We start from the raw sequence: 25,518 nt of genomic DNA, 5'->3' as shown, positions 1-25,518 counted from the left end.
CATTTGTCGACAATCTACGGGTTAGCAGGCGTAGACGACCGTCTCCGGCCATCCGAGCCGGCTAGCCTCATATGTCGCAACTATGCAACACCCATCTCACAGCGAGATTCGTGAGACACCTGCAGACTGAACCTGAATGCCCAACGCAGAAGACAGCTTGGTCCAATACGCACCGCTGGTTCGCAAACTGGCGCTGCAGTTGCTGGCCCGCTTGCCGGCCAGCGTGCAATTGGACGACCTCATCCAGGCCGGCATGATCGGTCTGCTCGATGCCGTGCGGCGCTATCAGGAGAGCCCGGACGCGCAGTTCGAGACGTATGCCACCTCGCGCATCCGCGGCGCCATGCTCGACGAATTGCGCAGCCAGGACTGGCTGCCGCGCAGCGTGCGCAGCAAGAGCCGAAAGATCGAAACCGCCATCCAGCGCAAGGAGCAACAGCTCATGCGCTCGCCCACCGAGACCGAGATCGCACAGGAGCTCGGCGTGCCGCTGGACGAATACCAGAGCATGCTGACCGACGCGCAAGGCCTGCAAATCGTGCATTACGAAGGCATGGGCGGCGATGACGCGGGCGATCTCGACTGGAGCGAAGGCGCGGCCAGCGAGAGCAGCGGCAACCCGCTCAATGCACTGCTGGCCACCGACCTGCGCGCCGCGCTGATCCAGGCCATCGACAAGCTGCCCGATCGTGAGAAGCTGCTGCTCTCCCTCTATTACGAGCAGGGCCTCAACCTCAAGGAAATCGGCGCGGTGCTCAACGTGACCGAGGCGCGCGTCTGCCAACTCCGCACGCAGGCGACCGCCCGGCTGCGCTCCTCGCTGAGCGAACAAGCCTGGGGCGAGCTCCCCGAACACGGCCTGCTCTCGCAGGTCATCTGACCGCGCGGTCGCTCGTGCCGGCGCATGCGCCGCGCACGAGCCCGCAGGCCCTCTCCTCGCCTATCGCATTACGCCGGTCGCGCCTTACGGGGTCGCCCTACGCGGGCCGCCCTGCGCGGGCCGCCCTGCGCGGGCCGCCCTACGCGGGCCGCCACCTCATGCGCGCCTTGCGGGCCGGGCTGCGCGCCCCGCCGACGCGGGCCGTCAATCGCCTTTTCGACGGATCGCACCGCCGCCACGCTCTTTCGCGCGAGCAGGGGCAATGCAACAACTCGCCGAAAAGATTGCAATGCAACGCGCGAAATGACGTAACTCGCGCCTTACAAACACGGATTTACAGGCTTTTAAGGCGTCGGCATTCGTTACGTTCTCGGCGAAACGGCCGAAAATCCTGGGGGAAACCCGCAGCTAAACGACCCGCGAGTCTGCCGAATGTATCGTTACGCAACGCGAGGCGTTAGTAATATGTATCCACTGTCGACACATATAGCGCGCCTGAGCATTGCCAAATGTTACGAGCCCGGCAGGCTCGGAGTGGTCTTTAGCCCCCTTCCCGAGCGCCCATACGGCCAGTCGAACCCACCTTGCGAGGACCCGTCGCAAGGTCGCCGGAACACCGCGTCGCAAGTTGCCGAATCCCCGCCATACAGATAGGCGTGCCCCCCTGCCCGGTCGGCCTCGCAAGAAACCCCAGCCCAAAAAAAATGTGTAACAGCGAACTAAAGGCCTAAAGATTTGTTTGGCCCCGACGTTATCCAGGCAGCGGGACACTGATCGGAGCTGTAAAGACTCTGACAGTCACTGCAACTGTTGGGCGGCTCGGCTGCCCAGTTTGAAGATGCCTTTCTCTCTTGGGAGCTATTCATGGCTGCTGTTATCAATACCAACTACTTGTCGCTCGTTGCTCAGAACAACCTGAACAAGTCCCAATCGGCTCTGGGTTCCGCCATCGAGCGCCTGTCGTCGGGTCTGCGCATCAACAGCGCCAAGGACGACGCCGCTGGCCAAGCCATCGCCAACCGCTTCACCGCCAACGTCAAGGGTCTGACCCAAGCCGCTCGTAACGCCAACGACGGTATCTCGATCGCTCAAACGACCGAAGGCGCCCTGAACGAAATCAACAACAACCTGCAGCGCGTTCGCGAACTGACCGTTCAAGCCGTCAACGGCACGAACTCGAAGAGCGACCTGGAATCGATCCAGGCTGAAATCACCCAGCGTCTGGGCGAAATCACCCGCGTGTCGGAACAGACCCAATTCAACGGCGTCAAGGTTCTGGCTGACGAGCAAACCCTGACGATCCAAGTCGGCGCGAACGACAACGAAGTCATCAAGATCGACCTGAAGCAGATCAACGCTGCCACGCTCGGCCTCGGCAACCTGGACGTCACGAACGCCAAGTTCGACACCACGAAGCTGGCTGCCTCGCCCGTCACGACCGTGACGCCGGCCGGCACGACCACCTCGGTCGCCCTGAACGCCGTCGACACCAACACGGCTGGCCCGTGGGATGTGTATGTGGACGACGCTGATCCCGAGAAGCTGTATGTCTCGAACGACGGCTCGGCCTTCTACGAAGTCACCGGCTACGACAACGCCACCGGCGAACTGCAATTCGACTCGACCACCACGGTTGCCGCTACGGCTACCGCGGCTACCGCTGGCCAGCAGATCGCTGTCGGCGGCGGCGTGACCGTCAACGCTGACGACGTCCGCTTCGAAGATGCCAACACGGGCGCCGCTCCGGAAGTCTACCTGGACTCGTCGGGCAACTTCTTCGTGTCGACCGATGGCGGCTCGACCGGCTGGGCTGGCACGTTCGCCACCGACGGCACGGTTGAGTACGACACCTCCGCTGCCGCTACCAACCTGGCTTCGGACGCAACCGCCGTTGTCGGCGATTACGAAATCCCCTCGACCGTGCCGGCCGTGACGGCTGACCTGTCGGGTCTGTCGGCCACGCAAGTCGGTTCGAACCCGCAAGTCTTCGCTAACAGCGATGGCGGCTACGTCGTCAAGGGCCAAGCCAACGGCGCCGACGTGTACTACAAGGCGCAAATCGCCACCGACGGCAAGGTCACGCTGGGCGACAAGCTCAACGCCGACCCCCTGGCCTCGATCGACGATGCGCTGGCCAGCGTTGACGCACTGCGTAGCGACCTGGGCGCGATCCAGAACCGCTTCGAGTCGACCATCACGAACCTGAACAACACGGTGAACAACCTGTCCGCCGCCCGTTCGCGTATCGAAGATGCCGACTACGCTGTCGAAGTGTCGAACATGACCAAGGCTCAGATCCTGCAACAAGCTGGTACCTCGGTGCTGGCGCAGGCCAACCAAGTGCCGCAAACGGTCCTGTCGCTGCTGCGTTAATCGTAGCCGCGTCACGGAGGGAGGGCTCGCCTTCCCTCTCGCTGATCGAGAACCGCCCCAGGGGAAACCCTGGGGCGGTTTTTTTCATGGGCGCGCACCGGGTCGCGCCGCGGGCCGACAGGAGCGGCGCCTCCGTCCCCCGGTCGGCCCGGGCGCGCATCGCGAGCCCACCAATATAGGCATTGTTTGCCGGATTAATTGGCGTAATGCCGGGGGATGCCGCTTCGTAGAATGCCCTCCATCACTAATGGAGCCGCTTTCGCGACCCTCATCACCATGCTCAACACGGCCCCCCAGAGTCCGAACGCCATCGCAAGCGCCAAACGGCTCGACTACACGCTCTCGCCTGGCCATCTGCGCGCCAGCGCCCATCTCTACGGCATCGCCACCACGCCGCTCGACACGGCGCGCGTGCTGGAGATCGGCTGCGCCGCCGCCGAGAACCTGCTGCCGCTCGCGCAGGCGTACCCGCGGGCCACCGTGCAGGGCGTGGACACCAATCCGGAAGCCATCGAACGCGGCCGCCGCCACGCCGAGCTGCTGGGCCTAGACAACCTCTCGCTGCAGGCCCTGCAGTTCGAGGAGCTGCTCGACTGGCAGACCGGGGTGGGCCCGTTCGACTACATCCTGGTGCGAGGTTTGTTTAGCGCGCTGGGCAACGACGCCCAGACGGCCCTGCTGATGTGGTGCCGCAGCGTGCTGGCTCCGGCGGGCGTGGTGTTCGTCGACTACGCCACCAATCCCGGCGCGAAGGCGGCCGAGATCGTGCGCGACGCGATCATGCTGCACGCGCACGACGCCACGACCGAAGACGAGGTCAAGGCGAGCGCGCGCGCCGCCCTCACGCTGTTCCAGAGCGGCATCTCCGGCACCAATCCGCTCGGCCCCGCGCTCGATCAGAGCTCCAAGGCATTCGCCAGCGAACTGGCCGACGACGCAGGCGCGCCGTCGCCCTACCTGCTGGGCAGCAACGCCTGCTATCTCGTCGAATTCACCGACCGCGCACAACAGGCGGGCCTCGCCTACGTGGGCGACGGGCTGCCGCTCACCGAGCTGCCGCAGCATTACGGCCAGAACGTGGCCCTGTCGCAGAGCCTGATGGCGCTGGGACGGCCCAAGGTGATGCGCCAGCAGTACCTGGACTTCGCGATCGGCCGCGCCAGCCGCCGCAGCCTGCTCGTGCACGAAGACCGCACGGCCGACATTCAAAGCAAGCCCGACGTCGAACGCCTGCGCGAGCTGCGCTGGGCCACCGGCCTGATGCGCGCCAGCGTGAATTACGCCGTCAAGGGCGTGATGTATCTCGGCAACGCCGGCCAGGTGCTCAACACGAGCGATCCCCTGACGATCGCGTTGGTGGACACCCTTGCGCACGCCTGGCCCGCCAGCCTGGCGTACGAGGCGCTGGCGCGCGCGCTGGAACACGGCATGACCGATCGTCCCGGCACCTACAGCCAGGACGCGCTCGACAAGGCGCTGCAGACCCTGCTGTTCCAGAATCTGCTCTATTACGCGCTCGAGGCCGGTCCTTACGACCAGCCCGACGACGCCCCGCTCGAGCTGGTGACGGGCATCTGCCACAACTTCTCGGCGCTGACCCACAACGTCATCACGCAGTTCAACCTGTGGCACGAAACGCTGGCGTGGAACCCGCCCAACGTCGAGAAGAAGATCATCAAGCAGATCGCCACCGGCACCCCGCTCGGCACGATCTCCGACGAACTGTGGGAACTGAACGGCAAGACCGACAAGACCCAGGGCGTGACATTCGCCGGCGCCGCCGCGACCGCCCTGGCCAGCCTGAAACGCTACGGCGGCCTGCGCTCGGGCAATGGCACGTGGCTCGCGCTGCTGCGCAACGGCCTGTCGGAAGCCGATCACGCCGGCCCGTTCTGGCACCACTACATCGATGCGCTGACGCGCCAGGCGCTCAATCACGGCTACGCGTTCGTGACCGAGCCCGCCACGACCGGCACGACCTCTCCCGCGCTGGCCGCCGCCACCCGCAAGCTGGCGGATCAGGCCAACAGCGAAGGCTATGCCAGCGCCATTGCCGACACCCGCAAGCTACTCGCCAAGCATCCGAATCACTATCAGGGTTGGGAAATCCTGGTCTACAGCCTGTGCCGCTCGGGCTATATCGAAGAGGCGCTGAAGGCCGCGCTGCGATTGCTGGATCTGGCGCCGATGCGCCAGCTCTCCTATGCCCGCCTGGGCGAGTGCCTGACCACGGCAGGCCGCGTGATCGAAGCGCTGGCCGCCGGCCGGCGCTGTCTCGAGCTCGATCCGACCAACGCCGTCAGCCACCTGACGCTGGGCGACGCGCTGGCCGCCGCCGGCCGCTACTCCGAAGCCGAGCACGCCTGCCGGCGCGCGCTCGAGATCAAGCCGACGCTGCAGGCCGCCCGCACCAACCTGGTCAACATCCTTGCCCAGCGTGGCGACGCGGTCGCCGCCGAGCAGGCCGCGAAGGACGGCCTCGAGGTGTTCCCGAAGCTGGCCACGCTGCACAACAATCGCCTGTTCGCCGCCAATTACGCGCCCGAGAAGTCGGCCGAAGAGATCTTCGAGGCTTATCGCGAGTTCGAGAAGGCCCTGTGCGAGCCGCTCTATACGCTGTGGCGCCCGTTCCGCAACACGCGCACCCCCGGCCGCAAGCTGAAGGTGGGCTATGTCTCGCCCGACTTCCGCCTGCACTCGGGCAATGAGTTCATCGAGCCGCTGCTGTCGAACCATGATCGCTCGCAGTTCGAGCTCTACGCCTATGCCGAGGTCAAGACCGAAGACGTGGTCACGCGCCGCTTCAAAGGCTATTTCGATCACTGGGTCGGCATCCGCGGCGTCGGCGCCGATGCCCTGACCGAGCAGATCCGCAAGGACGGCATCGACATCCTGATCGACCTCGCCGGCCACACCGGTCACAACCGCCTGAGCGTGTTCGCGCGCAAGCCGGCGCCGGTCTCGATCACCTGGCTGGGCTTCGGCTACACCACGGGTATCAAGGCCATCGACTACATCCTCACCGATGGCGTGATGGCACCGGCCGGCAGCGAGCACCTGTTCGCCGAGCGTCCCTGGCGCCTGGAGCACGGCAGCCTGGTCTACCAGGCCAAGCCCGGCATGGGCCATGTCAGCGAGCTGCCCGCGCTGAACAACGAGCGCATCACGCTGGGCTCGCTCAGCCGATCGATCCGGATCAACGCGCGCACCGTGCGCGTGTGGTCGGAGATCATGCGCCGCATTCCGAACGCTCAGCTGGTGCTCGACAGCGGCAGCTTCGGCGAACCGCAGCTGCAGCAGGAAATGGCGGCGCGCTTCATGGCGCAAGGCATCGCCGGCGACCGCCTGCTGATCGGCAAGAACAGCCCGCCCTGGAACGTGCTGCGCAAGATGGACATCGGTCTGGACTGCTTCCCGCACAACTCGGGCGTCACGCTGGTCGAGACGCTGTACATGGGCGTGCCCTACGTCACGCTGGCCGACCGCCCGAGCGTGGGCCGCATCGGCAGCTCGCTGCTGCACAGCGCCGGCCACCCGGAATGGGTCGCCAATACCGAAGACGAATACATCGAGAAGGTCGTGGCCCTGGCCAGCGATCTTCCGGCCCTGGCCGAGATCCGCGGCAAGCTGCGCGGCGAACTCGAGGCCAGCCCCTTGATGGACGGCAAGGGCTTCACCCGCCGCGTCGAGGCGGCCTTCCAAGACATGTTCAAGACCTGGTGCGAGTCATCCCAATGAAGGCAGTCATTCTGGCGGGCGGCCTCGGCACCCGCATCTCCGAAGAAACCCACATGCGTCCCAAGCCGATGATCGAGATCGGCGGGCGGCCCATCCTGTGGCACATCATGAAGATCTATTCGCACTACGGCGTGAATGACTTCATCATCTGCTGCGGCTACAAGGGCTACATGATCAAGGAGTACTTCGCGAACTACTTCCTGCACATGTCCGACGTCACGTTCGACATGGCGCGCAACCAGATGGAAGTGCATCAGCAGAAGGCCGAACCGTGGCGCGTCACGCTGGTGGACACCGGCGAAAACACCATGACCGGCGGTCGTCTCAAGCGCGTGGCGCCCTACCTGAAGGACGAAGAGGCGTTCTGCTTCACCTACGGCGACGGCGTGGCCGACGTGGACATCGGCAAGCTGATCGCGTTTCACCGCGACCACGGCAAGTCGGCCACCGTCACGGCCGTGCAGCCCCCGGGCCGTTACGGCGCGCTGCGCATGGAAGGCTCGCGCGTCGCGGGCTTCACCGAAAAGCCGCGCGGCGACGGCGGCCTGATCAATGGCGGCTTCTTCGTGCTGTCGCCCAGCGTGCTGCCGCTCATCGACGATGACAGCACCGCCTGGGAATCGGCGCCGCTCGAGCGCCTGAGCCGCGATGGCGAGCTGCAGGCCTTCGAACACCTGGGCTTCTGGCAGCCCATGGACACGCTGCGCGAGAAAAACCTGCTCGAATCCCTGTGGAGCAGCGACACCGCCCCCTGGAAAGTCTGGTGATGCTGCCTGTTCCCGGCTTCTGGCGCGGCAAGCGCGTCCTTGTCACCGGGCATACCGGTTTCAAGGGCGCCTGGCTCGCCTTCTGGCTGGCGCGCCTGGGCGCGCGGGTCAGCGGCATCGCGCTCGCGCCCAATACCCGCCCGTCGCTGTACGAGGCGCTGGCGCTCGAGGGCGAGATCGACGCCCATCTGTGCGACATCCGCGATCGCGAGGCGTTCACCCGCCTGGTGCGCGCCGTCCGCCCCGAGATCGTGCTGCACCTGGCGGCCCAGCCGCTGGTGCGCGCGAGCTATCGCGAGCCGGTCGAGACCTTCGCCGCCAACGTGATGGGCACGGTGCATCTGCTCGACGCGATACGCGGCTTGGACAGCGTGCGCTCCGTGGTCTCGATCACGACGGACAAGGTCTATCGCAACCAGGAGTGGCACTACCCCTACCGCGAGACCGACGCGCTCGGCGGCCACGATCCCTACAGCGCCAGCAAGGCGGCCTGCGAGATCGCGATCGCCTGCTACCGCGACGCCTTTCTGGCCAGCCAGGGCGTGGCCCTGGCAAGCGCGCGGGCCGGCAACGTGATCGGTGGCGGCGACTGGTCGGAAGACCGGCTCATTCCCGATGCGGTGCGCGCCTGGGAGCGCGGCGCCACGCTGGAGATCCGCCGGCCCGATGCGGTGCGCCCCTGGCAGCACGTGCTGGAACCGCTCGCGGGCTACCTGCGCCTGGCGCACGCGCTCTGGGATACCCCGGCGCTGGCCGGCGCATACAACTTCGGTCCCGATGCCGCCGGCGCCGTGCCGGTGCGAGATGTGATCGAGATCGCCCGCGCCGCCTATGGCCGCGGCGAGGTGCGCTACGGCACCGAGATCACCGGTCCGCACGAGGCGGGGCTGCTCATGCTGGACACCTCGGCCACCCGTGCCGCGCTCGGCTGCGCGCCGCGCTGGACCCTGGCGGACGCGGTGGGTCGCACCATGGGCTGGTACCGCGGACAGACCGCCGGCACCCGCGCCCGCGATCTGTGCGAAGCCGACCTGGCTGCCTTCGAGGCCCGGCCATGAAGCTGATGTTCGGCGACACCCCGCTCGCGGGCCTGCGCACGCTGGAGCGTCCGCGCGCCGGCGATTCGCGCGGGTTCTTCGCGCGTCTGTTCAACGCCGCCGAATTGCAGGAGGCCGGCTGGCCCGGCCCGATCGCGCAGGTCAATCACAGCTATACCGCGCAGCGCGGATCGGTGCGCGGCATGCATTACCAGCACCAGCCCCAGGCCGACACCAAGCTGGTGCAGTGCGTGCGCGGCGAGGTGTGGGACGTGGCCGTCGACCTGCGCCGCGGCTCCCCCACCTTTCTGCGGTGGCACGCGCAGCGCCTGTCGGCCGACAATCGCCGCGGCCTGCTCATTCCGGCGGGCTTCGCGCACGGATTTCAGACACTCACCGACGACGTCGAACTGGTGTATTGCCACGCCGCCCCGTATGCCCCCGCATGCGAAGGCGCGCTGCATCACCTCGACCCCCGTCTGGCCATCGCCTGGCCCCTGCCCGTCACGGAAGTCTCCGCGCGGGACCAGGGCCACGCTTTCCTCGACCCCGGTTTCCAAGGATTGGATCCATGAAGTGCCGCCATTGCAGCGCCGAGCTGCGCCTGCCCTTTCTCGACCTGGGCCACGCTCCGCCTTCCAATGCCTACCTCAAGCCCGAGGACCTGAACCGCCCCGAGACGACGTTCCCGCTGCGCCTGCTGGTCTGCGAGCAATGCTGGCTGGTGCAGACGGAAGACTACGCGGGCCGCGAGGCACTCTTCACCGAGGAGTACGCCTACTTCAGCTCGTATTCGCAGTCGTGGCTGGATCACTCGCGCAACTACGTCGAGAAGATGACCGACCGCTTCGGCCTGGGCGAAGGCAGCATGGTGGTCGAGATCGCGGCCAATGACGGCTATCTGCTGCAATACGTGCAGGCCGCGGGCGTGCCCTGCTATGGCATCGAGCCCACCGCCAGCACGGCGGCGGCCGCGCGCAAGCTCGGTCTGGAGATCGTCGAACGCTTCTTCGGCGAAACGCTGGGCAACGAGCTTTCCGCCCGGGGCCGCGCCGCCGACCTGATCGCCGCCAACAACGTGCTCGCGCACGTGCCGGACATCAACGATTTCGTGATCGGCTTCCGCCAGCTGCTCAAGCCCAACGGCGTGGCCACGTTCGAGTTTCCGCACCTGCTGCGCATGGTCGCCGAGAGCCAGTTCGACACGGCCTACCACGAGCACTACTCCTATCTGTCGCTCACGGCCGTGCGCCATATCTTCGCCGCCAATGGCCTGACGGTGTTCGACGTCGAACAGATCCCGACCCACGGCGGCAGCCTGCGCGTCTATGCCCAGCGCACCGACACGGGCACGCATCCGGTCGCGCCCTCGGTGCAGCGTCTGCTGAGCCAGGAAGACGAAAGCGGGCTGCGTACGGCCGCGTTCTACGCCGGCTTCCAGAAGCAGGCCGAGGCGGTCAAGAACGGCCTGCTGGCCTTCCTGCTGCAGGCCCACGCCGAAGGCAAGCGGGTGGGCGCCTATGGCGCAGCCGCCAAGGGCAATACGCTGATGAACTTCGCCGGCGTCCGCCCCGACCTGCTGCCTTACGTGGTCGATCGCAACCCCGCCAAGCAGAATCAATACCTACCGGGCAGCCACATCCCGGTGGTGGACGAGGCCACGCTGCAACGCGACAAGCCCGACTACATCGTGATCCTGCCCTGGAACCTGAAGACCGAGGTCTCGGCCCAGCTGGCCTACGCGCGCGAATGGGGCGCACGCCTGGTGACGGCCGTGCCGCATCTGGCGATCGTCCCGGCCTGACGCCCGCCGCAATGAGCCTGACTTTCACCGTTCTGGGCGCAACCGGCTTCGTCGGCCGGCATCTGGTCGCGCATCTGCGCGGCCAGGGCCACGACTGCCGCGCCTACGGGCGCGAGCCGCGTTCGCAGTATGTCCGGCCCCTGGGTCACGTGATCTATGCCATCGGCCTGACCTCGGACTTCCGGCAACGCCCGCTCGAGACGGTGGAGGCGCACGTCTGCGTGCTGCGCGAGCTGCTGGCCGAAGGCGGCTTCGACAGCCTCACCTATCTGTCGAGCACGCGTGTGTACGCCGGCGCCAGCGCCACCAGCGAAGACACGCGCCTTGGCGTGAACCCCAACGATCCGAGCGACCTGTACAACCTCTCGAAGCTCACCGGCGAAGCGCTGTGCCTGCACGCCGGCGCGGGACGGGCCAAGGTCGTGCGTCTGTCCAATGTCGTGGGGCTGCGCGATACGCCCGACAGCTTCATCGACCAGCTGCTCGAAGAGGGCTGGCCGCAGGGCCGGCTCGAACTGCAGACCGCGCTCGATTCGCGCAAGGACTACATTCATATCGATGACGCCGTGGCACAGATCACGGCAATCGCCCAATCGCCCGCCACCGGCATCTACAACGTGGCGGGCGGTGCCGGCATCGAGAACCGCGACATCGCCGAGCTGCTCACGCGGCAACTCGGTTGGTCCGTCACGGTGCGCGACCAGGCGCCGTCCTGGCGCTTTCCCGATATCGACACCCGCAATACGGCGGCGCTGACGGGCCTGACGGCCCGGCCATTCGCCGAGTACTTTCCGACCTTTCTCAATCAGTATCGACAGCACAGGGGATCCTAGATGTCCTACCTCGAAACGACGCCCGACGGGCACCCCGACTACCGCAACGAGAAGCAGGCCCGCATCGAAGGCTACGCTTCCGACGACGAATTCCGCGCGCTCTCCAACGCCTGGCGCACGATGGCGCTCGAGCGCAAGTACATGAACAACTTCTCGTGGCTCGGCCGCCCGCTGATCCAGCTGCCGCAGGACGCCATGGCGATGCAGGAGCTGATCTGGGCGGTCAAGCCCGATCTGGTGATCGAGACCGGCATCGCGCACGGCGGCTCGCTGATCCTGTCGGCCTCCATGCTCGAACTGGTGGGCCACGGCGAGGTCGTGGGCGTGGACATCGAGATCCGTCAGCACAACCGCGACGCCATCGAAAGCCACCCGCTCGCCAAGCGCATCTCGCTGATCGAGGGCTCCAGCATCGACGCCAAGGTCATCGATCAGGTGCGTGCGCATGCCGAAGGCAAGAAGAAGATCCTGGTGTGCCTGGATTCGAACCACACGCACGAACACGTGCTGGCCGAGCTCGAGGCCTACGCGCCGCTGGTGAGCCCGGGCAGCTACTGCGTCGTGTTCGACACCTTCGTGGAAGACATGCCGGCCGACTACGTCTGGCAGGATCGCGGCTGGGGCAAGGGCAACAACCCGAAGACCGCCGTGTGGGAATACCTCAAGTCGCATCCCGAGTTCGAAATCGACCGTTCCGTCGAAGACCGCCTGCTCGTGACCTCGGCGCCCGACGGCTTCCTGCGCCGCAAGGCCTGATCGCCCGGACCCCGCCATGATCGAACTTCACCCTGCTGCCCGTGTGTCCGGACTGGCCGATCTCGAGGATTCCCGCCGCGGAACCCGCATCGTGATCGAGTCGGGCGTCGTCATCGACGCCTTCGTCAAGATCAAGCCCGCGGGCGGCAGCGGTGATGTGATCATCGGCCGCGACAGCGTGATCAACTCGGGCTGCGTGCTCTACACCGGCAACGGCATCACGATCGGCCGCGGCGTCGCCGTGGCCGCCAACTGCACGTTCGCACCGACCAATCACGAGTTCAAGCGCCGCGACGTCCCGATCCGCGAACAGGGCTTTCGCCCGAGCAAGGGCGGGATCATCATCGAGGACGACGTCTGGATCGGCGCCAACTGCGTGCTGCTCGACGGCGCGATCCTGCGCCAGGGCTGCGTGATCGGCGCGGGCTCGATCGTGCGCGGCGAGGTGCCGGCCTACTCGATCCAGGGCGGCAACCCGCTCGTTTTGCTGGGCTGGCGCGGCGAAAACGGCGTATAGTCATGCCGACGTCATCACGCCCGACTATATTTTTTCCGAATCGTCAGATGCCGCGTCTCGCGCGCAGCCTTAAAAGGAACCGCCATGGATGACATGTCCGTCAGCAACGCCGTCAATGCCGCCCTCGCCATGCGCGACGTGAACACCGTCCAGGAAGTCCAGGTCGCCCTGCTCAAGAAGGTGCTTGCCTCGCAGGCCGATACCATGGCCACCCTGATGCAGTCGCTGCCGACCGCCGTCGACGCCAATCTGGGCTCGCGCATCAATACCCACGCATAAGCGCAGCTGCGCCTGCGAAGAGGCCGCCTTCGGGCGGCTCTCAGCAAAAACAAGGCCGCCCGAGGGCGGCCTTGTTTTTGCGTGACGCCCGTCGTGGCGCGTCTTACTTCTTGCGCATCGGCGGCAGGTCCGTGCACACGCCTTCGGCGACTTCGGCGGCCATGCCGACGGATTCGCCCAGGGTCGGGTGCGGGTGGATGGTCTTGGCGATATCCACCACGTCGGCGCCCATTTCGATCGCCAGCGCGACCTCGCTGATCAGATCGCCCGCGTGCGTGCCGACGATGCCGCCACCCAGGATGCGGTGCGTTTCGCCGTCGAACAGCAGCTTGGTGAAGCCTTCGTCGCGGCCGTTGGCGATGGCGCGGCCCGAGGCGGCCCACGGGAACACGCCCTTCTCGACCTTGATGCCCTGCTTCTTGGCTTCGTCTTCGGTCAGGCCGACCCACGCCACTTCCGGATCGGTGTAGGCCACCGACGGAATCACGCGGGCATCGAAGAAGGCCTTCTCGCCGGCGGCCGCTTCGGCGGCCACGTGGCCTTCGTGCACGGCCTTGTGCGCCAGCATGGGCTGGCCCACGATGTCGCCGATCGCGAAGATGTGCGGCACGTTGGTGCGCATCTGGCGATCGACCTCGATGAATCCGCGGTTGGTCACGGCGATACCCGCCTTGTCGGCGCCGATCTTCTTGCCATTGGGGCTGCGGCCCACGGCCTGGAGCACCAGGTCGTAGCGCTGCGGCTCTTTGGGCGCACCCTCGCCCTCGAAGCTCACATAGATGCCATCCTTGCGCGCCTCGGCGCCCACGGTCTTGGTCTTGAGCATGATGTTGTCGAAGCGCGGCGCATTCATCTTCTGCCACACCTTGACCAGGTCGCGATCCGCGCCCTGCATCAGGCCGTCGAGCATCTCCACGACGTCCAGGCGTGCGCCCAGCGTGGAATACACCGTGCCCATTTCCAGACCGATGATCCCGCCGCCGATGATGAGCATCTTCTTGGGAATCTCGCGCAGCAGCAGCGCGCCGGTCGAGTCGACGATGCGTTCGTCGTCGGGCAGGAACGGCAGCTTCACCGACTGGCTGCCGGCGGCGATGATGGCGTTCTTGAACTTGAGCGTCTGGGTCTTGCCGTCGGCGCCCTTCACCGTGAGGTGATGCGGGTCGGCGAACTCGCCCACGCCCGTCACGACCGTGACCTTGCGGGCCTTGGCCATGCCGGCCAGACCGCCGGTGAGCTTGGCCACCACGCTGTCCTTGTAGCCGCGCAGCTTGTCCAGATCGATCTTGGGCTCGCCGAAGCTGATGCCGTGGGCAGCCAGCGCGCGCGCCTCGTCGATGATGGCGGCGTTGTGCAGCAGCGCCTTGGACGGGATGCAGCCCACGTTCAGGCACACACCACCCAGGGTGGCGTAGCGCTCGACCAGGACGGTCTTCAGGCCCAGATCGGCGGCCCGGAAGGCGGCCGAGTAGCCGCCGGGGCCGGCGCCCAGCACCAGCACGTCGTATTCGCCGTCGGCCGAACCGCTGTACGACGCCGCCTGCGGGGCGTCGGCCTTCGCCGCCTTGGGCGCTTCAGCGCCGCCGGCGTCCTTCTTGGGGGCTTCCTTGGGGGCTTCCTTCGGCGCTTCCTTGGCGGCGGGCTTGGCGTCGGCACCGCCCTCGGCGGCTTCGACCTCGAGGATCACGCTGCCCTCGGCGACCTTGTCGCCGACCTTGACCTTGACCGACTTCACCACGCCGCCGGCCGAGGCCGGGATCTCCATCGAGGCCTTGTCGGACTCGACGGTGATCAGGCTTTGTTCGGCCTTGACGGTGTCGCCCTCGGCAACCAGCACTTCGATGACTTCGACTTCCTTGAAGTCACCGATGTCGGGAACCTTGATTTCAGTGATATTGCTCATCGTGTCTCCCGGTGCTTACAGCGCGATGCGGCGGAAGTCGGCCAACAGCTGACCGAGGTACGCGTTGAAGCGCGCGGCCGATGCGCCGTCGATCACGCGGTGATCGTACGACAGCGACAGCGGCAGGGTCAGGCGCGGCTGGAACTGCTTGCCGTCCCAGACCGGCTGGTGCGACGAGCGCGACAGACCGAGAATCGCGACTTCGGGCGCGTTGATGATGGGCGTGAAGTGGGTGCCACCGATGCCGCCCAGCGACGAGATCGAGAAGCAGCCACCCTGCATGTCGGCGGGCGAAATCTTGCCGTCACGCGCCTTCTTGGCGAGTTCGGCGGTTTCCTTCGCCAGCTCCACGATGCCCTTCTTGTCGGCATCGCGCACCACCGGCACCACCAGCCCGTTGGGCGTGTCGGCCGCGAAGCCGATGTGGTAGTACTGCTTGAGCACCAGCGTGTCGCCATCGAGCGAGGCGTTGAACTCGGGGAACTTCTTCAAGGCGGCCACGACGGCCTTGATCACGAAGGCGAGCATCGTGACCTTGATGCCGGCCTTTTCGTTTTCCTTGTTCAGTTGCACGCGCAACGCTTCGAGATCGGTGATGTCGGCCACGTCGTTGTTGGTGACGTGCGGGATCATGACCCAGTTGCGGTGCAGGTTCGCGCCGGAGATCTTCTTGATGCGCGACAGCGGCTTGGCTTCGATCGGACCGAACTTGGTGAAGTCGATCTTCGGCCACGGCAGCAGACCCAGCGCGGCGCCATCGGCCGAACCGGACGCCGGCGCGGCGGCACCGGCACCCCCGGCGAGCGCCTGCTTCACGAAGCCGCGCACGTCGTCGGCCGTGATGCGGCCCTTCTGACCGGAGCCGGTCACCTTGCTCAGGTTCACGCCGAGTTCGCGGGCGAACTTGCGCACCGAGGGCGACGCGTGCGGCAGCTGGCCCGGCTTCAGGTTGGCGTCTTCGAGCGCGGCGGTGGGCGAAGGACGGGCTTCGCTCTTGGCCTCCGCGCGGGGCGCTTCGGCCGCGGCCTGCTTGGGCGCTTCGGCCTTGGCTTCGGCCTTGGGCGCGTCCTGCTTGGCCGGGGCGGCACCGCCCTCGACCACGACGATCACGCTGCCCTTGGCGACCTTGTCGCCCACCTTGACCTTGATGTCCTTGACCACACCACCGGCCGAGGCCGGGATCTCCATCGAGGCCTTGTCGGACTCGACGGTGATCAGGCTTTGTTCCGCCTTGATGGTGTCGCCGACGGCCACCATGACCTCGATGACCTCAACTTCCTTGAAGTCGCCGATATCGGGCACGGTGATTTCGGACGGGCCCGACGAAGCCGGCGCGGCCGACTCGGCCGCTTCCTGCTTGGGCGCGGCCTTGGCTTCTTCCTTGGGCGCTTCCTTGGCGGCTTCCTGCTTCGGCGCTTCCTTGGGCGCCTCGGCCTTGGCCTCGCCGGCCTCGATCTCGAGGATGACGGTGTTCTCGGCGACCTTGTCGCCGACCTTGACCTTGACCGACTTCACCACGCCACCGGCCGAGGCCGGGATCTCCATCGAGGCCTTATCGGACTCGACGGTGATCAGGCTCTGTTCGGCCTGGATGGTGTCGCCCTCGGCAACCAGCACCTCGATGACTTCGACTTCCTTGAAGTCGCCAATGTCGGGGACCTTGATTTCCACGATGTTGCTCATGTCTGTCTACCCTCAGGCGTATTGCGGGTTGGCTTTGTTCGGATCGATGCCGTACTTCTTGATGGCTTCGGCGACCTTGGCGGCCGGCACCTTGCCTTCGTCGGCCAGCGCCTTGAGCGCGGCCACGACGACGAAGCGGCGATCCACTTCGAAGTGCTCGCGCAGCTTCGAGCGGAAATCCGAGCGGCCGAAGCCATCGGTGCCCAGCACGCGGTATTCGCGGCCCTTCGGCACGAACGGACGGATCTGGTCGGCGAACAGCTTCATGTAGTCGGTCGACGCGATGATCGGGCCTTCGCTCTTGGCGAGCTGCTCGGTCACGTAGGCCACCTGCGGCTTCTTGGCTTCGGGATTGAGCAGATTGTGACGCTCGGCGTCCAGACCGTTGCGGCGCAGCTCGGTGAAGCTGGTCACGCTCCAGACGTCGGAAGCGACACCCCAGTCGGCGTCGAGCATGTCCTGCGCGGCCATGACTTCGCGCAGGATCGTGCCCGAGCCCATCAGTTGCACGCGCTGCTTGCCCTTGCCGGCCGACTTCAGCTTGTACATACCCTTGATGATGCCTTCTTCGTCGCCGGTATTCAGACCCGGCTGAGCGTAGTTTTCATTCATCAGGGTCAGGTAGTAATACACGTTCTCCTGGTCTTCGACCATGCGCTTCATGCCGTGCTGGATGATGACGGCCAGCTCGTGCGCGAAGGTCGGATCGTACGACACGCAGTTCGGGATGGTCGAGGCCAGGATGTGGCTGTGACCGTCTTCGTGCTGCAGGCCTTCGCCGTTGAGCGTGGTGCGCCCGGCGGTGCCACCCAGCAGGAAGCCGCGCGCCTGCATGTCGCCGGCCGCCCAGGCCAGATCGCCGATGCGCTGGAAGCCGAACATCGAGTAGTAGATGTAGAACGGGACCATGATGCGGTTGTTCGTCGAGTACGACGTGGCCGCGGCGATCCACGAGCTCATGGCGCCCGCTTCGTTGATGCCTTCCTGCAGGAGCTGACCGTCGGCCGACTCCTTGTAATACATGACCTGATCCTTGTCGACCGGCGTGTACTTCTGGCCTTCCGGCGCATAGATACCGATCTGGCGGAACAGACCTTCCATGCCGAACGTACGCGATTCGTCGGCCAGGATCGGCACCACGCGCGGACCGAGGTCCTTGTCGCGCAGGATCTGGTTCAGCACGCGCACGAAGGCTTGCGTGGTCGAGATTTCACGGCCTTCGGAGGTGGGTTCCAGCGTGGCCTTGAAGGCCTCGAGCGCGGGCACCTTGAGCTTCTCGTCGGCCTTGGCGCGGCGCTTGGGCAGGTAACCGCCCAGGGCCTTGCGGCGCTCGTGCAGGTACTTCATTTCGGCGGAATCTTCGGCCGGCTTGAAGTACGGCAGCTTTTCGAGCTGGTCGTCGGGGATCGGGATGCCGAAGCGATCGCGGAATTCGCGGATCGACTCGAGCTCCAGCTTCTTTTGCTGGTGGGTCGGGTTCTTGGCCTGGCCCACGTGGCCCATGCCGTAACCCTTGATGGTCTTGGCCAGGATCACGGTCGGCTGACCCGTGGTGTTGGCGGCCGCGTCGAACGCCGCGTACACCTTGTGGGGATCGTGACCGCCACGGTTCAGGCGCCAGATGTCTTCGTCGCTCATGCGCGAGACGGCCTCGAGCAGCTTGGGGTGCTTGCCGAAGAAGTGTTCGCGCACGAACTTGCCGTCATTGGCCTTGTACGCCTGGTACTCGCCGTCGACGGTCTCTTCCATGATCTTGCGCAGGATGCCTTCCTTGTCGTGCGCAAGGAGGGGATCCCAGTAACCGCCCCAGATCAGCTTGATGACGTTCCAGCCCGAACCGCGGAAGTCGCCTTCGAGTTCCTGGATGATCTTGCCGTTGCCGCGCACCGGGCCGTCCAGACGCTGCAGATTGCAGTTGATGACGAAGATCAGGTTGTCGAGCTTCTCGCGAGCCGCCAGCGCGATGGCGCCCAGCGATTCGGGCTCGTCCATTTCGCCGTCGCCGCAGAACACCCAGACCTTGCGCTTGCTGGTGTCGGCGATGCCGCGGGCGTGCAGGTACTTCAGGAAGCGGGCCTGATAGATGGCCATCAGCGGGCCGAGGCCCATCGACACCGTCGGGAACTGCCAGAAATCCGGCATCAGCTTCGGGTGCGGGTACGACGACAGACCCTTGCCATCGACTTCCTGGCGGAAGTGATTCAGCTGCTCTTCGGTCAGGCGGCCTTCGAGGTAGGCGCGGCCGTACATGCCGGGCGAGGTGTGGCCCTGGAAGTAGACCAGATCGCCGCCGTGGTCTTCGGTCTCGGCGTGCCAGAAGTGGTTCTGGCCGCAGCCGATCATGGTGGCCAGCGAAGCGAACGAGGCGATGTGACCGCCGAGGTCGCCGCCATCGGGCGGATTGTGCTTGTTGGCCTTGACCACCATGGCCATGGCGTTCCAGCGCACGTACGAACGGATGCGCGTCTCGAGCTCGAGGTTGCCGGGATGGGCGGGCTCGAGGCCGGCGGGGATCGTGTTGACGTAGGCGGTGTTGGCCGAATACGGGATGTGCGCACCGGAGCGGCGAGCCTCGTCGATCAGGCGCTCGAGCAGGTAGTGAGCGCGTTGCGGGCCCTCGCGATCGAGGACTGCCGCCAAGGCTTCCAGCCACTCCTGAGTCTCTTGGGAGTCTTCGTCGTTGGCAGCCAGAAGGCCGCCGGCCTGGTCGATAGAGGACATCGTGTGTCTCCTGATGGGGTTTTCGGTACCACACCCCGGCTTGTGAGGTAGCGGGGTTTGATATGCGGACGCGGTCCGTCGATGCCTGCTCCCACGCGGTGGCGGCTCTGACGGACTGCTGAAGCCCGCATTCTAAGAAACAAGAATCGCCCGCCGCAAGCGATATTTCATGTTGCGATACGGCATTTCATAATATGAAAATAGCCGCATCAGAAGCGATCTGCCCGCGAGAATGCTGCGTATTGCCCGGGAAACGGCCGCTATCGTGCACGGCCAGGCAGGCACAGGCAGCCTCAACCGTGCCACAACCGGCCCCTCCCTGCCAAGCGCGGCAAGGTGACAACCGGCCCCGGCTCCAGGCGTGGCGCGGGTTTCCGGGCAGTTCCCCGAAAGAATGCGAGCAGCCATCCTTCTATACTGCAGCGCAGCATCGATAGTTGGGAGGGGCGCCGCCGACTGAGGCGCCGCCCGCGCCACGCACCGTGGCGGCCGCCCTGCCCCGCGCCGCCGCAATTCCGGCGTCGTGCACCCGGCTTTGCCCGTAAAATAGGCGGTCTAACGGCCCGAAGTCCATGTCCAGCCCGCACAAGTCCAACATTCCGAACTCGTTTCACGACCACGCCCGCCTGCGCCGGCGTGGGCTGTACTGGGTGACCCCGGCGCTCGTGCTCATCCTCTATATATGTGTGATGGGCATGTTCTTCTGGCTGCAGCGCATCCACGATGACAGCGTGATGTTCGTCACGATCGATCAGGAGCTGCGCCAGCAACGCCTGATCTGGGTCGTGCTCGCGCTCTCGTGCGTGATCATCATCAGCCTGCTGATGCTGTGGCGCTACACCCGCTTCCGGTCCGAGGCCGAGGCCGCGCTGATCGCCGAGACCGGTTTTCGCCGCGCCATGGAAAACTCCATGTCCACCGGCATGCGCGTGCTCGACATGGAAGGCCGCATCGCCTACGTCAATCCCGCCTTCTGTCGCATGATCGGCTGGAACGAAGCCGATCTGATCGGCCGCAGCCCGCCGTTCCCGTATTGGGTGCCCGGCCGCCACGAGCAGCATCAGCACACGCTCGATGTGCTGATGTCCGGCAAGACGCCCTCCAGCGGCCTGGAGGTCGAGGCGCAGCGCCGCGACGGCTCGCGCTTCACGGCGCGCATGTATGTGTCGCCGCTGCTCGACCCTAACGGCAACCAGATCGGCTGGATGACCTCCATGACCGACATCACCGAGCCCAAGCGCATCCGCGAGGCGCTCACCGCCGCCCATGAGCGCTTCATGACGGTGCTCGAAGGCCTGGACGACGCGATCTCGGTCACCGCCGACACCCACGATGGCCTCGAGCTGCTGTTCGCCAACCGCACCTACCGCCGCGTGTTCGGCGCGCAGACCGGCGGCCACGACGAGCTCCTGGCCGGACGCCGCGGCCGCTTCACCGACGAATCCGTCGAAGTGTTCGCCCCCTCGGTGCAGCGCTGGTTCGAAGTGCATCACCGCATGCTGGCCTGGACCGACGGCCGCCGGGTGCGGATGCAGGTGGCGCGCGACATCACCGAGCGCCGCAGCCACGAAGAGGCCTCGCGCGTACAGCAGGAAAAGATCCAGCTCACCAGCCGTCTCACCACGATGGGCGAGATGGCCTCGTCGCTGGCGCACGAGCTCAACCAGCCGCTAACGGCCATCGCCAACTACAGCATGGGCGCGGTGGCGCTGGTCAAGGCCGGCCACACCAGCCCCAACATGCTACTGCCCGCGCTCGAGAAGGCCGCGTCACAGGCCGAGCGCGCCGGCAAGATCATCAGCCGCATCCGCGAATTCGTGAAGCGCAGCGAGCCGCGCCGTCAGCGCGTGGCCATCGGCCGCATCGTCGAAAACGCGATCGGCTTCGCCGAGATCGACGCACGCAAGCGCCGCATCCGCATCGACAGCTTCGTGCCGTCCAATGCGCCCGATGTGCTGGCCGATCCGATCCTGATCGAACAGGTGCTGCTCAATCTGCTCAAGAACGGCCTCGAGGCCATGGAAAAGAGCGAGTCCGACGAGCTCAAGGTGGCGGTGATCCCGCACGAGCAGCAGATCGAGGTCGCCGTGGTCGACCGCGGCCACGGTCTCGCCGAACCCGAGCGACTGTTCGAACCGTTCTTCAGCACCAAGTCTCAGGGCCTGGGCATGGGGCTGAATATTTGCCGTACCATTATTGAGTCTCACCACGGGCGCCTGTGGGCCGACCCGAATCCCGCCGGCGGTACTATCTTCCGCTTTACCCTGCCCTGCGCCGCGCCCCAGGCCAACGCGCAGAATGATCAGTCCGAGGAGTTGCACGCATGAACACCCCCCACCTGTCGAGCACGGTATTCATTGTCGACGACGACGAAGCCGTGCGTGATTCGTTGCGCTGGTTGCTCGAGGCCAATGGCTATCGCGTGCGGGCGTTCTCGAGTGGCGAATCCTTCCTCGACGAATACGATGCCTCGCAGGTCGGCGTGCTGATCGCCGACGTGCGCATGCCCGGCATGAGCGGCCTCGAACTGCAGGAACAGCTGATCGCGCGCAACGCGCCGTTGCCCATCGTGTTCATCACCGGCCACGGCGACGTGCCCATGGCGGTGTCCACCATGAAGAAGGGTGCGATCGACTTCCTCGAGAAGCCGTTCAACGAGTCCGATCTGCGCGAGATCGTGGCGCGCATGCTCGAGCAGGCGGTGCAGCGCGTGAGCAAGCACCAGGCCCAGAAAGACCACGAAGCCATGCTGGCGCGCCTGACCGCGCGCGAGCAGCAGGTGCTGGAGCGCATCGTCGCCGGCCGCTTGAACAAGCAGATCGCCGACGACCTGGGCATCAGCATCAAGACCGTCGAGGCGCACCGCGCCAACATCATGGAAAAACTTGAAGTGACCACCGTAGCAGATCTGATGAAGGTTGCTCTGGCCAAGCCGGAGACCCAGGCATGACCCAGGCAGTGAATTTCGCGGCCGCCCCGGAGGCCTCGCAACAATGACCGCAAGCATCATCGACGGCGCCGCCCTGTCGCAGCGCATCCGCACCGAAGTCGCCGAACGCGTCGCCGCCCTGGCCGAGCGCGGCCATCGTCCCGGCCTGGCCGTGGTGCTGGTGGGCGAAGATCCCGCCTCGCAGGTCTATGTGCGCAACAAGGTCGCCGCCTGCGAAAAGGCCGGCCTGCACTCGGTCAAGGAGCAGTACCCGGCCGACATGAGCGAGGCCGAGCTGCTCGCCCGCATCGATACGCTGAACCGCGATCCGTCCATCCACGGCATTCTGGTGCAGCTGCCGCTGCCCAAGCACATCGACGCCCACAAGGTGATCGAGGCCATCGCCGCCGAGAAGGACGTCGACGGTTTCCACATCAGCAACGCCGGCCTGCTCATGACCGGCCAGCCGCTGTTCCGTCCGTGCACGCCGTACGGCGTCATGAAGATGCTCGAGTCCGAAGGCACCGTGCTGCGCGGCGCCGAGGCAGTGGTGGTGGGCGCGAGCAACATCGTCGGCAAGCCGATGGCCATGCTGCTGCTGGCCGCGGGCGCCACGGTCACGCTGTGCAACTCCAAGACGCGTGATCTCGGCGCGCAGACGCGCCGCGCCGACGTGCTCGTGGTGGCCACCGGCCGTGCCGGCATGGTAACCGGCGACATGATCAAGCCTGGCGCCGTCGTGATCGACGTGGGCATCAATCGCGGCGCCGACGGCAAGCTCTGCGGCGACGTCGACTTCGCCAGCGCCAGGGAAGTGGCCGGCGCGATCTCGCCCGTGCCGGGTGGCGTGGGCCCCATGACCATCGCCATGCTGTTGGTGAATACGGTCGAGGCCGCCGAACGCGCGGCGGATGCCGTTGCCGGCTCGGCTGCCTGATCGCCCACGGGGCGCCGCCGCAAGCGGCGCCCCGGGCCGCGGCGATTCGGCCGGCCGCACCCCGCCCCAGGGGCCGCGCGCCTTGTTTTCTCCCTTCCCGCCCTCATCTGATCTGCAAGCCTGCCCGCTTGCGGGTCGTTTATTGTTTTCTGGAATCGCGCGATGACCAATCCCCTGCTCGCACCCGTGGCCGACCTGGTCGACTATGCCGCCGTCAAACCCGCGCACATCGTGCCGGCGATCGAAGACCTGCTCGCGTCGGCGCGCAAGGCCGTCGAACACGCCGCCGATCCGTCGCTCGAGGCCAGCTGGGAAGCCGTCGTCGAGCCGCTCGACAGCGCCTCCGAGCGCCTGTGGCGCGCCTGGTCGGTGGCCGGCCATCTGAATGCGGTGGTCAACACGCCCGAGTTGCGCGAGGCCTATAACGCCGCGCTGCCGCTGGTCACCGAGTTCTCGACCTGGGTGGGCCTGCACGAAGGGCTGTACCGCCAGTATCAACGCCTCGCCGCCGCGCCCGACTTCGCCAGCTGGGATCCGGTGCGCCGCCGCGTGATCGAGCTGGCGCTGCGCGACTTCCGCCTGAGCGGCGTGGAGCTCGTGGGCCCCGCGCGCGAACGCTACGCCGAGATCTCCGATCGCGAGGCCCAGGTCTCGCAGAAGTTCTCCGAAAACGTGCTCGATTCGATCGATGCGTGGTCGATCGTGATCGAAGACGAAAAGCGGCTCGACGGCATTCCGGGCGACGTCATCGAAACCGCCCGCCAGGCCGCCGCCGAAGACGGCAAGCCGGGCTACAAGTTCACGCTCAAGATGCCGAGCTATCTGCCGGTGATGCAGTACGCCCGCGATCGCGGCCTGCGCGAAACGCTGTACCGCGCGTACGGCACCGTGGCGTCCGAGCAAGGCGCCAGTCAGTTCGACAACTCGCCGCTCATCGAAGAGCTGCTGGGGCTGCGCGCCGAAGAGGCCCGGCTGCTGTCGTACGCCAACTTCGCCGAGCTGCGCCTGCAGACGCGCATGGCGAGCAACGCCGGCGAGGTCACGGACTTCCTGCGCAACCTCGCGGCGCGCGCCAAGCCCTATGCGCAGCGCGACCTGAACGAGCTGCGCGAGTTCGCCGCGCGCGAGCTCGGCCTCGACACCCTCGAACCCTGGGACGTGGGCTTCGCCTCCGAGCGCCTGCGCGAATCGCGCTATGCGTATTCCGAAGACGAGATCAAACAGTACTTCACCGAGCCGCGCGTGCTCTCCGGCCTGTTCGAGGTGGTCGAGTCGCTGTTCGACGTGCGCCTGCGCGAGATGCCGGTGTCGTCCTGGCACGCCGACGTGCGCGGCGTGCAGGTGCAGGCGCCCGATGGCCGCCTGATCGGCCATCTCTATCTCGATCTGTATGCGCGCGCCGGCAAGCAGAGCGGCGCCTGGGTCGACAGCGAACGCAGCCGCCGCCGCACCGCCAAGGGCCTGCAGACGCCGGTGGTCTACCTCACCTGCAACTTCTCGCGCCCGGCCGGTGGCAAGGCCGCCCTGCTCACGCACGACGACGTCATCACGCTGTTCCACGAGGCGGGCCATGCGCTGCACGCGCTGCTCTCCGAAGTCGACGAGCCCGGCGTGGCCGCGTTCTCGAGCGTCGAGTGGGACGCCATCGAACTGCCTTCGCAATTCATGGAGAACTTCTGCTGGGAGTGGGCCGTGGTGCAGAAGCTCTCGGCCCATGTCGACAGCGGATCGCCGCTGCCGCGCGCGCTCTACGACCGCCTCGTCGCCGCGCGCAACTATCAAAGCGGCATGCAGGCCGTGCGCCAGATCGAGTTCGCGCTCTTCGACATGTTGATGCACGACCGCGCCGAAGGCATGCCGATCGCCGACGTGCTCGCGCTGCTGCAGGACGTGCGCAAGGAAGTCGCCGTGCTGTTCCCGCCGGCCTGGCATCGCCTGCCGCATGCGTTCTCGCACCTGTTCGCCGGCGGCTATGGCGCGGGCTACTACAGCTACAAGTGGGCCGAAGTGCTGTCGGCCGATGCCTACGAGGCCTTCGAAGAAGCGGCCAGGGCGGCCGGCGAACAGGCCGACACGCTCGACACCGCCACCGGTCTGCGCTTTCGCAAGGAAGTGCTGGCGGTGGGTGGCGCCCGCCCCGCGGCCGACTCGTTCGCGGCCTTCCGCGGCCGCGCGCCCCGCATGGACGCCCTGCTGCGTCACAGCGGCATGAGCGACGCCCAGCCGGCCTGACGCGACGCCCGCCGGGATCGGGCGGGCTTGCTCCAGCGCAAGCGCCCGCCAGGCCGACGGCCGCGCAAGGCGGACGGGGTTGCTAGAATCGAGACAGCCCGTCCCCTTCACCGCGTTGCGCACCGTCGA

The 25,518-nt window shown here is 66.3% G+C and carries 18 protein-coding genes; 15 read left to right on the top strand and 3 right to left on the bottom strand.

The features are described 5' to 3' along the window. The first annotated feature begins 136 nt into the window (after positions 1-136). The 11 genes from CEK29_RS09925 (at position 137) to CEK29_RS09875 (ending at position 12,984) form a co-directional block, all read left to right on the top strand. Positions 137-880: an RNA polymerase sigma factor FliA gene (locus tag CEK29_RS09925; protein ID WP_094857976.1), complete on the top strand. Its 744-nt coding sequence runs from the start codon at positions 137-139 to the stop codon at positions 878-880. A gap of 864 nt (positions 881-1,744) precedes the next feature. Beyond that, on the top strand, positions 1,745-3,253 hold the full coding sequence (locus CEK29_RS09920) for a flagellin N-terminal helical domain-containing protein (protein ID WP_094857975.1): 1,509 nt from the start codon (positions 1,745-1,747) through the stop codon (positions 3,251-3,253). A 231-nt stretch (positions 3,254-3,484) separates the two neighbouring features. Beyond that, entirely contained in the window at positions 3,485-6,991 is a 3,507-nt protein-coding gene (locus tag CEK29_RS09915; protein WP_176456872.1) for an O-linked N-acetylglucosamine transferase family protein, read from the top strand. Then, positions 6,988-7,758 carry a glucose-1-phosphate cytidylyltransferase gene (gene rfbF, locus CEK29_RS09910; protein WP_094799408.1) on the top strand — a complete coding sequence of 257 codons (771 nt, stop codon included), beginning with the start codon at positions 6,988-6,990 and terminating at the stop codon, positions 7,756-7,758. The genes CEK29_RS09915 and rfbF overlap by 4 nt, the downstream gene beginning before the upstream one ends. Continuing rightward, complete coding sequence (gene rfbG, locus CEK29_RS09905) at positions 7,758-8,816, top strand: CDP-glucose 4,6-dehydratase (RefSeq protein ID WP_094857973.1); 1,059 nt, start codon at positions 7,758-7,760, stop codon at positions 8,814-8,816. The genes rfbF and rfbG overlap by 1 nt, the downstream gene beginning before the upstream one ends. Further along, positions 8,813-9,370, top strand: coding sequence for a dTDP-4-dehydrorhamnose 3,5-epimerase (gene rfbC, locus CEK29_RS09900; protein WP_094857972.1), 558 nt, complete (start codon positions 8,813-8,815; stop codon positions 9,368-9,370). Before rfbG ends, rfbC begins: the two co-directional genes overlap by 4 nt. After that, entirely contained in the window at positions 9,367-10,599 is a 1,233-nt protein-coding gene (locus CEK29_RS09895) for a class I SAM-dependent methyltransferase (RefSeq protein ID WP_094857971.1), read from the top strand. Before rfbC ends, CEK29_RS09895 begins: the two co-directional genes overlap by 4 nt. An 11-nt stretch (positions 10,600-10,610) precedes the next feature. After that, complete coding sequence (locus CEK29_RS09890; RefSeq protein WP_255176114.1) at positions 10,611-11,432, top strand: NAD-dependent epimerase/dehydratase family protein; 822 nt, start codon at positions 10,611-10,613, stop codon at positions 11,430-11,432. Beyond that, positions 11,433-12,188: a cephalosporin hydroxylase family protein gene (locus CEK29_RS09885; protein ID WP_094799403.1), complete on the top strand. Its 756-nt coding sequence runs from the start codon at positions 11,433-11,435 to the stop codon at positions 12,186-12,188. Positions 12,189-12,204: 16 nt separating this feature from the next. Continuing rightward, the gene (locus tag CEK29_RS09880; RefSeq protein ID WP_094799402.1) at positions 12,205-12,705 is read left to right on the top strand and encodes an acyltransferase; all 501 of its coding nucleotides are present in this window, start codon (positions 12,205-12,207) and stop codon (positions 12,703-12,705) included. 84 nt (positions 12,706-12,789) lie between these two features. Further along, positions 12,790-12,984, top strand: a complete 195-nt coding sequence (locus tag CEK29_RS09875) for a putative motility protein (protein ID WP_094857969.1) — start codon at positions 12,790-12,792, stop codon at positions 12,982-12,984. 103 nt (positions 12,985-13,087) lie between these two features. Here CEK29_RS09875 and lpdA read toward each other — a convergent pair whose 3' ends face one another. From lpdA to aceE, 3 genes are read right to left on the bottom strand one after another with little or no spacing between them, the layout of a single operon-like run. Beyond that, positions 13,088-14,887 (bottom strand): dihydrolipoyl dehydrogenase, encoded by a 1,800-nt coding sequence (gene lpdA, locus CEK29_RS09870; RefSeq protein ID WP_094857968.1) that lies wholly within the window; start codon positions 14,885-14,887, stop codon positions 13,088-13,090. 15 nt (positions 14,888-14,902) lie between these two features. Continuing rightward, positions 14,903-16,570 carry a dihydrolipoyllysine-residue acetyltransferase gene (gene aceF / locus CEK29_RS09865; protein WP_094799399.1) on the bottom strand — a complete coding sequence of 556 codons (1,668 nt, stop codon included), beginning with the start codon at positions 16,568-16,570 and terminating at the stop codon, positions 14,903-14,905. A gap of 12 nt (positions 16,571-16,582) precedes the next feature. After that, positions 16,583-19,291, bottom strand: coding sequence for a pyruvate dehydrogenase (acetyl-transferring), homodimeric type (gene aceE, locus CEK29_RS09860; protein ID WP_094799398.1), 2,709 nt, complete (start codon positions 19,289-19,291; stop codon positions 16,583-16,585). 572 nt (positions 19,292-19,863) lie between these two features. On the opposite strand from aceE, the gene CEK29_RS09855 reads away from it, so the two are divergent. From CEK29_RS09855 to CEK29_RS09840, 4 genes are all read left to right on the top strand, one after another. Further along, positions 19,864-21,618: a PAS domain-containing sensor histidine kinase gene (locus tag CEK29_RS09855; protein ID WP_094799397.1), complete on the top strand. Its 1,755-nt coding sequence runs from the start codon at positions 19,864-19,866 to the stop codon at positions 21,616-21,618. Then, entirely contained in the window at positions 21,615-22,241 is a 627-nt protein-coding gene (locus tag CEK29_RS09850) for a response regulator transcription factor (protein ID WP_094799396.1), read from the top strand. The genes CEK29_RS09855 and CEK29_RS09850 overlap by 4 nt, the downstream gene beginning before the upstream one ends. A 43-nt stretch (positions 22,242-22,284) precedes the next feature. After that, entirely contained in the window at positions 22,285-23,157 is an 873-nt protein-coding gene (folD, locus tag CEK29_RS09845; protein WP_094857967.1) for a bifunctional methylenetetrahydrofolate dehydrogenase/methenyltetrahydrofolate cyclohydrolase FolD, read from the top strand. Positions 23,158-23,319: 162 nt separating this feature from the next. Continuing rightward, complete coding sequence (locus CEK29_RS09840) at positions 23,320-25,389, top strand: M3 family metallopeptidase (protein ID WP_094857966.1); 2,070 nt, start codon at positions 23,320-23,322, stop codon at positions 25,387-25,389. The last annotated feature ends 129 nt before the right edge of the window (positions 25,390-25,518 follow it).

The organism is Bordetella genomosp. 5 (assembly GCF_002261475.1).
GTDB lineage: Bacteria > Pseudomonadota > Gammaproteobacteria > Burkholderiales > Burkholderiaceae_B > Bordetella.
Note: the sequence above shows the minus strand (reverse complement) of the source record. Positions and strands in the feature narration are given on the sequence as shown.